General features: G+C 35.6%; 10 protein-coding genes. 7 read left to right on the top strand and 3 right to left on the bottom strand.

What is annotated here, in order from left to right; all coding sequences use genetic code 11:
• Positions 1-60 precede the first annotated feature (60 nt).
• The 3 genes from GTR01_RS13510 to GTR01_RS13500 all read left to right on the top strand — a co-directional run bounded on the left by GTR01_RS13510 (position 61) and on the right by GTR01_RS13500 (position 2,888).
• Entirely contained in the window at positions 61-1,335 is a 1,275-nt protein-coding gene (locus GTR01_RS13510) for a hypothetical protein (protein WP_160138353.1), read from the top strand.
• Positions 1,336-1,692: 357 nt separating this feature from the next.
• A complete protein-coding gene (locus GTR01_RS13505) occupies positions 1,693-2,121 on the top strand; it encodes a MarR family winged helix-turn-helix transcriptional regulator (protein WP_160138352.1) in 429 nt (142 codons plus the stop codon).
• Positions 2,118-2,888 (top strand): hypothetical protein, encoded by a 771-nt coding sequence (locus tag GTR01_RS13500; protein ID WP_160138351.1) that lies wholly within the window; start codon positions 2,118-2,120, stop codon positions 2,886-2,888. The genes GTR01_RS13505 and GTR01_RS13500 overlap by 4 nt, the downstream gene beginning before the upstream one ends.
• 293 nt (positions 2,889-3,181) lie before the next feature.
• Here the strand turns inward: GTR01_RS13500 and GTR01_RS13495 are convergent, their stop codons facing one another.
• Together GTR01_RS13495 and GTR01_RS13490 are read right to left on the bottom strand one after the other, a co-directional pair.
• Positions 3,182-4,036: a nucleoside phosphorylase gene (locus GTR01_RS13495; protein WP_160138350.1), complete on the bottom strand. Its 855-nt coding sequence runs from the start codon at positions 4,034-4,036 to the stop codon at positions 3,182-3,184.
• Positions 4,037-4,056: 20 nt separating this feature from the next.
• Positions 4,057-4,539 (bottom strand): hypothetical protein, encoded by a 483-nt coding sequence (locus tag GTR01_RS13490; protein WP_160138349.1) that lies wholly within the window; start codon positions 4,537-4,539, stop codon positions 4,057-4,059.
• 226 nt (positions 4,540-4,765) lie between these two features.
• Here GTR01_RS13490 and GTR01_RS13485 point away from each other — a divergent pair, with 226 nt between their 5' ends.
• From GTR01_RS13485 to GTR01_RS13475, 3 genes are all read left to right on the top strand, one after another.
• Positions 4,766-6,595: a cytochrome-c peroxidase gene (locus tag GTR01_RS13485; protein ID WP_160138348.1), complete on the top strand. Its 1,830-nt coding sequence runs from the start codon at positions 4,766-4,768 to the stop codon at positions 6,593-6,595.
• A 652-nt stretch (positions 6,596-7,247) separates the two neighbouring features.
• Positions 7,248-9,413: an alkaline phosphatase PhoX gene (locus GTR01_RS13480; protein WP_160138347.1), complete on the top strand. Its 2,166-nt coding sequence runs from the start codon at positions 7,248-7,250 to the stop codon at positions 9,411-9,413.
• A 129-nt stretch (positions 9,414-9,542) separates the two neighbouring features.
• Entirely contained in the window at positions 9,543-10,442 is a 900-nt protein-coding gene (locus GTR01_RS13475) for a leucine-rich repeat domain-containing protein (RefSeq protein ID WP_160138346.1), read from the top strand.
• A gap of 2 nt (positions 10,443-10,444) precedes the next feature.
• On the opposite strand, the gene GTR01_RS13470 is transcribed toward GTR01_RS13475, so the two are convergent.
• Positions 10,445-10,768: a translation initiation factor gene (locus GTR01_RS13470; RefSeq protein WP_068943063.1), complete on the bottom strand. Its 324-nt coding sequence runs from the start codon at positions 10,766-10,768 to the stop codon at positions 10,445-10,447.
• Positions 10,769-10,880: 112 nt separating this feature from the next.
• Here GTR01_RS13470 and GTR01_RS13465 point away from each other — a divergent pair, with 112 nt between their 5' ends.
• Complete coding sequence (locus tag GTR01_RS13465; RefSeq protein WP_160138345.1) at positions 10,881-12,119, top strand: DUF2268 domain-containing putative Zn-dependent protease; 1,239 nt, start codon at positions 10,881-10,883, stop codon at positions 12,117-12,119.
• Positions 12,120-12,185 lie beyond the last annotated feature (66 nt).

Raw genomic sequence — 12,185 nt, 5'->3', positions numbered from 1 at the left:
TCAATAAAATTAGGTATTTGTTATAAAATTTGTATATTTGCACCTCCAAAAACATAGGTGATGCAAAGAAATTATAAATTAAGATTTAGTCTTCTCTTTTTACTGTTTGTTGTCTTTACATATGCGCAGATTGGGATTGGGTTACCAAGTCCGGATCCTTCTGCAATGCTCCATGTAAATGCTAAAGACAAAGGAGTGCTTCTTCCAAGCATTGCTCTGAACTCAGATACAGATGTAATTACAGTACCTTCTCCCGCAGATGGGCTGATTGTATGGAATAACGGAAAAGCTGGATTAACAGAAGCTGGATTTTATTATTGGTTTGCTTCTAAATGGAATAAACTTTCAACGTCTGCCAATACTAATAAAGGAAATGATGGCACCGGATGGAATACAATAGGTGAGAATGCCGGAACTTATAGTGGGGCCAATACTGCTTTATCATTAGGAACGAAAACAATGGATGACCTGATCTTCAAAGTAAATGCTGCTACAGCAGGAAGATTAGGAGTAGATAATTCTGTAAGCTTCGGATTAGGTGCTAATGCTGGTCAGAACGGAATTGCAATCGGAAGTTCAAGCTCTGCATTTCAGGGAATTTCAATTGGTAGTGCAGCAGCAGTTTCTGCAAATGATGCATTGGCCATTGGAAATAAATCAACGGCGGGAGCTTTTAAATCAACAGCCATTGGTTATAATGCTCAAACTAGTAAAAATGAATCCACAGCGATTGGAAATAATGCTTTAGCAGGAGGGTTTCAATCAATTGCTATAGGATATAATGCGAAGACAAATACAAATAGTGAAACAGCTTTAGGATATAATGCTGTTACCAATAAAGAAAACTCTACAGCAGTAGGTTCAGGAGCAAATGCTCTAGGGCAATTTTCTACTGCCATAGGATATGGAGCAACTACCTCACAAGCCAATGCTATAGTGCTGGGGAATAATAATGCGAATGTAGGCATTGGCACGGGGGCTCCCAATACATCTGCAAGATTAGATGTAAACGGACAGTATAAACTTGGTGAAAAAGGCAGTGTACAGAAAAACCAAATCAGTTTTGAAGTATGGCCTGGAATTTCCATCAATAATATACCTCCGGGAAAATCTACAACACTTGAAATTGCAGTTCCTTCCGGATATCAACCGGGTTCTACAAGAGCTGTAGTTGTAGTATCTCCGGCTGGAGATTTTGCTGGGAATTCAACATTTTCGATTTCTAATCCAAGAATGACTTCCACTTCCACTATTGTTATTAATCTTACCAATATCTCAGGAAGTGCCAATAGTCTGAACTCAGGCCACTTTTATGTGATGATTAATGAATTTTAAACGTGATAATAAGTTTTATTATAGTTGATATGGTGTTAGAGACCTCCAGTTTTGGAGGTCTTTTTTATTGTTGTGTATGTAAAATAGAAGCCGCAACGCCCCAAATAGATCTGAAAGATCATAAAGGAAACGGGAATCATCAGACTTCTTAGTAAAACTTTTTTGAGCCAGACTATCGAGACTTTATTTCGTTATAACCTCTATCTGACTTTTCCAGGTAATCAAGAAAATAGGAGGTATATCCTAAAAGTGTAGCGAATAGGTATTTAAACTTCCAAGTTGAATGAGTAATAATATTTGAAACAAAAATATTGTGCACAAAATAAAATGAGTATTTTTGCCTTTATAAAATAAACTATGATTGCTCTGTCGGAACATTTATGCTTTAAAACCTATGCGGTTTCAAGATATATTACAGGAATATATAAACCTTACCTGGATGAAATTTCATTAACCTATCCACAATATCTGGTAATGCTTGTACTATGGGAAAACGGTGAAATGAATATCGGAAAAATTGGAGAACATCTTTATCTGGATAACGGAACATTAACTCCTTTATTAAAACGAATGGAAAAAAACAATCTTGTCAACAGAATCCGAAGTAAGAATGATGAGAGAGTAGTCCTTATTAGTCTTACTGAAAATGGAAAAGCTCTTAAGGAGAAGGCAAAACATGTCCCGGGATCAGTTCAGCGTTGTTTTCATCTTGATATGAAAAAAAAGAAACAACTTATGTCCGGTCTGGATGAAATATTATCAACACAATCTAACTCCAAAATATGAAAAATATTGGGATCATAGGGTGTGGATGGCTGGGAACCAGAATTGCGGCTTCATTATCCGAAAAATATTCTCTATACGTTACAACCACTACCCAAGAAAAAGCAGAGGAATTGAAGGGGAAAGGAATTCAAACAGTAGTTGCCAGTTTTCCGGATTATCAACTTGCTGATCCGTATCCCCGATGGAATGTTTTGGAAAGCCTTGATGTTTTAATAATTACCATACCAATATCAGAGAAAAGCTGTTGTGTAAGTTCTTTGTACAATAGAATTCAGAATTTATGCTCTTTTATCGGAGATTTTAAAGGACAAATGTTTTTAATGAGCTCTACCGGCGTTTATCCGGATACAGAAAAAGAGTTTACCGAAATTGATGTTCCTGTTGAAAAAATTTCAGGGGAGAGAATGGTAAAAAATAAATATCCACAGGTGAATATCCTGAGACTGGGTGGCCTTATGGGAGACAACAGACTTCTTAAGAACTATAATGTCAGCAATCTTGATTTTGCTGTTAATCATATCCATTACAAGGATATTGCCGGTATTATCTTAAAAATGATCGAAAATGGAACGGAGAAGTGTCTGTATAATGTAACGACTTTATTACATCCGTCAAAAGCTCAGGTTATCAATGCTCAGAAAAATCTAGAAAATAGGGAAGAGCGAGAAGAAGTTAAGGGTAAGAAAATTTTATCTTCAAAATTGGTTGCAGAATTAGGCTATATTTTTCAATATCCTGATCCTAGGGAATTCCATTTGAACCAGTAAAAAATGTCTCATTAAGAAACTCAAATAGATCTTTAAGATAACATTTCTTCAAGTAAAGGTCTTCTTAATATGCTTACAACATTAATGTCAGCTTAATGGTTTAAAAAATCTGCATCATCAGCAAAATCTGCGTGACTGTTTTTTATTCATAGACAATAAAATCATCAATAGAGACGGGCTTTAGCCCGTCTTTTAAATTCATATCCAATCCATTGGCTTTAGCCAAAACCTATAAAAAAGCCTCTGGAAAAAATTCCAAAGGCTTTTTATAGAGATAGATTGTACTATTTATCTTATTTAATAATTCTGTCAAGAACCCAAGTAATCAGATTCTTTTCAGAATTGTGGTGGTCTGTAGAGAACTCTCCACGTCTTCTGTTAGCCACTACGTTATTTACGGTAATTGCTTTGTGACCTAGTAGTTTTGAAAATGCATAGATAGCAGATGTTTCCATTTCAAAGTTGGTAACCCCAAGGTCATTCAATGTTTCAAGGAACTTATCATCTACTGCTTTTAGACGAAGCTGTCTTCCCTGTGGAGCATAGAATCCTGGGAAAGTAGCTGTATTTCCATGGTATTTGGCATCTTTGTAATATTCACCCATTTCTTCTGCCCAGTCTGAGAAGTAAAGCATAGGCTTGATTTTCTCATAAGGGAATCTTTCCATGAAGCTTTTTGAAAACTCATTCTCAAAGTTATAGTCCTGATAGAAGTGCATTAAGCCATCTAATCCCACTACGTTTTGGGTAACAAGCATATTATCAACCTGTACATCAGGATTTACACTTCCACAAGTTCCCATACGGAATAATTCAAGCGCTTTGTGCTCAGTTTTGAACTCTTTATTTTTAAGATCAATGTTAACAAGAGCATCCAGTTCGTTCATTACGATATCGATGTTCTCAGTTCCGATACCAGTAGACATTACAGTGATTCTCTCCCCACGAAGAGTTCCTGTATGGGTGTAAAATTCTCTTTTGTTTTTTTTGATTTCTACGGTATCAAAGTATTTTGAAACCTTTGCCACTCTGTCCGGATCACCCACAAGGATGATTTTATCAGCAATATCTTCAGGTAAAAGATTCAAGTGGTATACACTTCCGTCTTCATTCAGAATAAGTTCTGAAGCAGCAAGTTTGTTTAGCATAATTTATATTTTTTGTTTTTTTAATTAATGAAAATTGCTTCTTTATAAGGCGAAGCCATAAGTTGATAAATAGAATCATATTCCTCAACAATCCTTTTCTGACCACCCATTACTTCATATACTGTAACAACTGTTTTTTCAAAATTATTAGGATCTTTTCTTTGTGAAGTGACCTCATAGAAATGATCATCTTTTTTAAGAACAGAAACCAGCTCTTCTTTGGTTGAGTTATTGGAAGACATCATTCCCGGAAATTCCATGACTACATCTTTAAGTTCTGCATAATTTTTATAGGGTTTGGTTACCCCATTGGAATATACATAAACATTAGGGACTGGTTTATCCTGTTCCAGGCGGATCAGATAATAATCATTTCCTTTTTTCTCTGCATATATAGCCATTTCCTGTTGTTTTACAGGTTGTGTTGCGGCCTTTTTCTTTTGTGAAAATGCTGTTAGCGAAAGGAAACTTGCCGTAACTGCAAACAATAATTTTGTTTTCATACTCCTATTTTAGTTTTGATGTATTGAATTTAATTAAAAAAATCCTCTCCCAATAACCTCTCGCCATTATTTTGCCGGTATTTAGAATAAACCGTTTTTAAGAATAATGAATCTGATTTCGGGGTTTAAAATTAGTAAAAATTATTGTATCAGAAATATAAACATTATTTAATCTGTTATTAAAATTGAGATAACATCATATTAATAGCTTTGCCGCTAAAAATCCATGAGATCTTATCCACTGCTTGTTGTCATCCTTTTGATAGGATTTGCAGTAATGTCTTTTAATCCTGTTTACAGAGGCAAAGAAAGTGAAAATACATTTATTAATAAAGGGTTAACTGATTTTAAGGGCAAGCTTGAGCAGTTGAAGTCGGATGTTCGAAAGTTTTCTGAAGGCCTTATTTCGCTTGAAGAATTACAAACATCATTGAAAAGTACAAGAAATTCATTTAAAGAAATAGAATTCTATATAGCTTATTATTATCCGGAATTTACCAAAACCGATCTCAATGCTGCTCCTTTATTTCATATTGAAGCTGCAGGAACATCAGCGTATACAATTCCTCCTAAAGGATTACAGGTTCTGGATGAATTGATATTTTCCGAAGAAGCTGAAGATGAAAAAGAAAAGATCAAAACCATTACCGATTTTTTATACAACAGCTATTCAAGCTTCTATCTCAGTGCTATGAAAAACGGATTAAGTAAAGGAAATAACAAGACTTTACCTTTGCGTATAGAATTAATCAGAATATATTCCCTAGGAGTAACAGGTTTTGATACCCCTGGTTCACTGAATATTTCTGAAGAAGCCAGCCATGCCTTTGCAGGGATGAAAAAATACATCAATGATGATCCTTATTTCAAAAACTATCATACCCAAAAGGCAGATCAGATCTTAGCGGAAGCTATCGGATATCTTTCGAAAAATAAAGACTTTGAAACCTTTGATCGTATTGAGTTTTATAAAAAATACATTCAGCCTTTGTATGAAGAGTTAGGAAAGTGGGATGGAAGAACTGATGATCTGAAAGAATTTTCAGGATGGAATGTCAATAATAAAACCCTTTTCAGTAGTGATTTTTTAGATCCCTATTTCTATACCTTACTGAAATCTTCAGAAGATAATCAAAATCTTCGGAATCTTGGAAAATCAATTTTCTATGATCAGAATTTAAGTGGTAACAAAAAGATGAGTTGTGCTAGCTGTCACCTTCAGGAAAATGCTTTCACAGACCTTAAAGCCAAATCCCAAAGTAATGTAGAAGGAAAAACAGTGCTGAGAAATTCACCCACCTTATATAATGCTGTTTTTGCAAAAAGATTTTTCTACGACTTGCGAGCTTTTTATCTTGAACAACAGGCCGAACACGTGATTTATAACGAAGATGAATTTAATACAAGTTACGAAAGCATTATCCAAAAGCTAAAAACAAAGCCAGAATATAAAAAAGCATTCCGTGTGGCTTTTAAAGATGGGAATATTAATAAAGAGAACTTTTCAAAAGCATTAAGTTCTTATGTTGCCTCCTTATATTCTTTCGATAGCGACTTTGATCGTTTTATGAGAAATGAAAAGAATGTTTCGGAAGACGTGAAAAAAGGTTTCAATTTGTTTATGGGAAAAGCCAATTGTGCAACCTGCCATTTTGCTCCGCATTTCTCAGGCTTAGTGCCGCCATTTTTTAATGAAAATGAATCTGAAGTACTTGGAGTTACTACAAAACCTATTAAACAGCTCCCTGTAGAACTTGATAAGGATCTTGGGAGAGGAAAGAGCCCGGTGAAAAAGGAAAAATCCTGGATTTATGACTATTCATTCAAAACAGTTACAGTTCGAAATATTGCTCTTACCAAACCATATTTCCATAATGGAGCTTTTAATACTTTAGAAGAAGTTTTGGATTTTTATAATGAAGGTGGTGGGGAAGGATTGGGATTAAAGATGAAAGACCAGACGCTGGCACCGGATAAATTAAATCTTACCCAGACAGAGATGAATCAGATTATTGCCTTTTTGAATGCTCTTACTGATGTGAGTAAAGCTAAGTAGGCGAGTTGCGGGATTCGTGGTTCGGGATTCGAGATTCGAGGTTCGTGGTGAACGGTTGAGGTAGGAATGACGTTTTTTTATTTAAGATGAGCGTTTTGGGATGTGAGGTTCGGGGTTCGGGATTCGAGGTTCGTGGTTCGTGGTGAACGGTTGAGGTTGGAATGACGTTTTTTTATTTAAGATGAGCGTTTTGGGATGTGAGGTTCGGGGTTCGGGATTCGAGATTCGTGGTGAGCGGTTGAGGTAGGAATGAAATTGTTTCATTTAAGATTAGAGTTTTGAGTTCTAGGATTTGAGTTGCGAGTTGCGAGATGAGCGGTTGAGGTAGGAATGATGTTTTTTTATTTGAGATTAGAGTTCTAGGATTTGAGTTACAAAGTCTCAAGATGTATGGGCTGAAAACAATTTATAATATTTCAGAAACAAATAATCTTCGATGATATTTTCGCACCCCGCACCCCGCATCTCGCACCTCGCACCTCGTACTCCGAATCCCGAATCCCGCACCCCGTACCGCATTTAACAAAAACTTAATCCCCTTAACATTAGGTTTTAAATTAATTAACATTCTTCTGTCCATATTTAAAGTCCTATTAACAGAAACATAGCCTTTTAAAAATAGTTTTGCAAGGTCTAATAAATCGAAATTGAAATGAAAAAACAACTACTAACAATTGGAGCTTTGGCTCTATTTGCCACTTCTGGCATCCATGCGCAGACCCTTATTTTTGATAAGGGTACATCTTGGAGTTATCAAGATCTTGATCAGGCACAACCTGATGCATGGAAAACTAAAAATTATGACATCTCTTCATGGCCTGTGGGTAATAGCCCATTGGGATATGGAGATCCTGTTGCCACTACAATCCACTCCGGAACCACTGGGTTGATTACAGCTTACTTTGCTAAAGATATTACTGTCAATTTAGCAACTCTTTCAGACAATGTAGAACTTGGAGTAATGAGAGACGACGGTATTGTAGTTTATCTTAACGGAGAGGAAGTCGTAAGAGATAATATGCCTGCAGGAACAATTACATTCAATACTTTAGCAAGTACAATCATTGATGGGCCAGCAGAAAATGTATATAATATTTTCTCTATTCCAAAATCAAAATTTGTAAACGGAGTGAATAGAATTTCTATTGAATTGCATAATAGAAGTGTAAGCAGTTCAGATCTTAGAATTGATGCCTATCTGAAAACAACAGGAAATACCACTCCAACACCTCTTGCATGTGATGGTACTCATATCAGTTGTTTTACCTCTATTGTTCCTACCGCACAGACAGGTAAACTAATCATCCCTGCAGAACACAAATATCAGCTTATTTTAAAAGAAGGTGATAATTATACTGAAGGTGGCGGCTTAGTAGGTGGCCAAAACGACTTTACGGGCTATGTTGCCAAATCCGGTAGCAGTACAAACGGCTATCTTTCCGTAAATCACGAAACGAATCCAGGAGGTGTTACCATGGCTGAGGTCAATTACAATGCTTCTACAAAACTTTGGCAGTTGACAAGATCAAGAGCGGTAAGTTTTTCTGATCCTAGCTTGGTACAAACAATCAGAAACTGTTCAGGAGGAATTACTCCATGGGGAACTGTAGTAACAGCAGAAGAATCGGTAACAGCTAACGACACGAATGGTGATGGATACAAAGATTATGGATGGCTTGTAGAAATTGACCCTGCAACAGCTCAGGTGATATCTAAAAATGCAGATGGTTCTAAAGGTAAACTTTGGCAGATGGGAATTATGAATCATGAAAATGTAGTCATTAATAATGCCGGAACTGTTGCTTATTATGGAGAAGATGGAGGAACTCACATGGTATATAAATATGTGATGGATGTACCTAATAACCTTTCTTCAGGAAATCTTTATGTATTGAAGTTAGACCAAGGATTAACTGCAGCTGGTGATCCGGCAGGAACAACAGCAACATGGATTCAGGTTCCGAATAAAACCCAGGCAGATCAGAACAATACCAATAATGCAGCTAAAACATTAGGGGGAACGAGATTTAATGGAATTGAGGATGTAGATATCAGTCCACTAGACGGTAAAATTTATTTTACCTCAAAAGGACTGGATAGAGTTTATCGTTTAAAAGATGATGGAACAACAGCCTCACAAGTAGAAACTTTCGTAGGTGGAGGATCTACAGTATATTCATTTGATACCCCTCAAGGAATGAAATCTGAAGCATGGGCAGATGGAAATGATAACCTTACCTTTGATGAGCTTGGAAACCTTTGGGTACTTCAGGATGGTGGTAAAAACTATATCTGGGTAATTGCTCCGGATCATACACAAGCAAATCCTAAAGTAAGACTATTTGCATCGATGCCGGCAGGATCTGAGCCTACAGGATTAACATTTACACCTGATCATAAATTTGGATTCTTCTCTATTCAGCACCCTGATGCTACCATTTCTACAGATGTTGATGCTACAGGAAATACGATTGACTACAGAGGAAAATCTGCTACAGTAGTTATTGCTCTTAAAGGAAACCTAGGAACACAAGGTTCTTTAGGGACAGGGGAAAATACAATAGCAGAAAATACAGTAACAGTAGCACCAAATCCTACTTCCGGAATTGTGAAGATCAATTCACCAAAAGGATTGAAAGATATTTCAGTAACGGCTTACAGTATGGATGGTAAAATTGTCTTTACCAAGAAGTTTAATGGCACTAACAAAGCTTTAGACCTAGACTTTACACAGCAATTGGAAGGATCTCGTGTTTTAATTCTTAATATTGAAGCAGAAGGAGGATTCCAGAAAACGGTAAAACTTTTAAAGAAATAAATTATTTATAATTCTTGTCTGCTGGTAGCTTTTTGTTGCTGGCAGACATTTTCTTTGATGAAATCGCTATCATTTGCAAATCAAAATGACGCGATTGTATATGACCAAAAAAACGATAAACATCTTCCTATGAAAAAGGTTATCCTATTTATCTCTGTTTTTTCATTAGCCCAGATCAATGCTCAAATTGATCCGGTTAAATATCCTACTTTTACGAATATCGAAGATGCCTTAAATAGTAAAAATACTGTTTATAGCATGAGTTTCAGAGAAAAAGGATTGTTCAATCTTCCCCCTCAGATTGTAAAATTGAATTCGATATTCTTTTTGAATATAATGGCCAATAAGCTAGAAAAGATGGATCAGGAATTATTTGCACTCAAAGAACTGGAATTTTTAAATGTAAATGAAAACAGCATCAAATATATTCCCGATGAAATAAGTGAGCTTAAAAAGCTGACAACATTTTCCATGAATTTAAATAGTCTGACTAACATCAATCCTAATGTTGCAAAACTTCAAAACCTTAAAGCTGTTCATTTTGATGCCAATAACCTGAATGTTTTTCCGGAAGCACTTATGGAAATTCCAGGATTGCAGGAGATTAACCTGGAAGGAAATCAGATTAGTTTTATTACAGACAGACTGTACCAGATCAAGAACTTAAAATTTTTAAATCTAGCCAATAACCAGATCAATGACATGGGGAACTTGTCATTTCCCAGGAATTTAAAATATCTTGAACTGCAGCAGAACGCAATGACCCAGCTTCCCAAAAACCTTTTTAAAGCCCAGGAGCTTGAATTTCTGAATGCCAGTGATAACAATATCACGGAGATTTCGCCAAGTATAAAAGGATTAAAGAAGGTTGTCAGCATGAATCTGGCCAACAATAGTTTGAAAGATATTCCTGTAGAAATCAGTCAGCTTAAAAATCTGAAAACCTTGATCCTTACAGGAAATCCTATAGAAAAATCTAAAATTGAAAAATTAAAAGCCTTACTGCCGGAGACCCAGGTTTATTTCTAGACCTACCCGCCAACTCGTTTGGTTTTATAACCCATATCTTTAAGGATAGCCATTATTTTATCACGGTTGTCTCCCTGAATGATAATCGTTCCATCCTTTTCAGAACCGCCTATTCCTAAGGTGGTTTTTATTTTCTTTGAGATTTTTTTTAGGTCTTCTTCACTACCTTCCCAGCCTTCAACAATCGTTACAGGCTTGCCATTTCTTCCTTTCTTCTCAAATTTGCATACCAAAGGCTCTTTCTGCTTGAATTCTTCTTCAGGCATTTCAAAATCCTGCTCTTCATGTTCAGGAAAAAGATTCTTCAATTGATCACGTAAGTCCATACCGCAAAATTAAAAAAGAATTATGGATTTATAGGGTAAAAATTTTCGAAATTATAATAAACCTTATTGAATTTACGTTTTTCATTTTTTGATATTTAACTTAAAAACTAATATGAAAACCAATCTTCTTGCAGCCTTACTTTTGGCTTTTGGGATTACAAATGCACAAACAGGTTTTTCCACAGACCCTTTAGGGGCTATTTTAGAAACAAAAGATGCACAGAACTTCTGGAAAGCCTTTGATAAAATGGAAACGTCATCTACCAATCCTTTTGTAGAATACATAGAAAACGGTTCACCGGGAGTGAAAAGTTTCATAAAGAATAGAATCATTAATGCAGATTCTCTATATGCAACAGTGAAAAAGAATAAGGAAGAATATCTTAAAACCAGAAATGTATTAAATGGAATCGGGGCAAAAGATAAAAAACTAAAGGCGAGTTACAGCGCTTTAAAATATTGGTACCCAAATGCTAAATTCTCAACCGTATATTTCGTTTATGGAAGAATGAATACAGGAGGGAATTCTTCCAATGAAGGAATTTCAATAGGAACTGAATTGTTTAAAAACCTGGATGGAGTAGTACCGCTTATTGTTCATGAAATGATCCATTTTCAGCAAAATAATAAAGGTGGAGAAACTTTATTAAAACAAGCTTTAACAGAAGGCGGAGCAGATTTTATCGCAGAATTTGTTTCAGGAGAACCAATGAATGTAAAAGCCTTTCAGTATGGTGAAGCCAATTCAGACAAACTCTACAAAGAATTCGTAACAAGATATAAAAGTGACGATTTGAGAGATTGGTTCTATTGGACTTCCAAAATAGATGACAGACCCAATGATTTGGGATATTGGATCGGATACAAAATATGTGAAGCCTATTTCAATAAACAAACTGATAAACATAAAGCAGTACACGATATTCTAAACATTGAAGATCCTTTTTTATTTTTAAAAGAAAGTGGTTTTCTGGATTCTTATATCAAAGCCTATGCAAAAGAAAAGAACTTAAAGTATGATGATTTTTTTCAGGAGTTTTCAGGAGAACCTTCAACGGTAACATTAGTAGTGAATGTTCCTGATAAAAATGATGAGGTTTATATTGCAGGAAACCAGAAGGGATTGGGGTACTGGAGTGCCTCTTCAATTAAAATGGAAAGGAAAAGTGATCTTGAAAGAACGCTTACCTTAAAAATATATGTACCGGCGCAATTGAAATTTACTAAAGGAAACTGGGATCAGGAAGCAGATGTAAAAGGCGTGGAAAAAGGACAGAATATCAAAATCGAAAATATGAAGTCAAAAAAGTTTACTTATAAGATTAATAGTTGGTTTAAAAATTATAATTAGTGTTAGATTAGAAGCTAAGGTCGCTGAAGTTTATAATTCTACATTTTAAAATCTGAGATATCAGCA

It is taken from the genome of Chryseobacterium sp. c4a (assembly GCF_009900745.1).
Taxonomy (GTDB): Bacteria; Bacteroidota; Bacteroidia; order Flavobacteriales; family Weeksellaceae; genus Chryseobacterium.
Note: the sequence above shows the minus strand (reverse complement) of the source record. Positions and strands in the feature narration are given on the sequence as shown.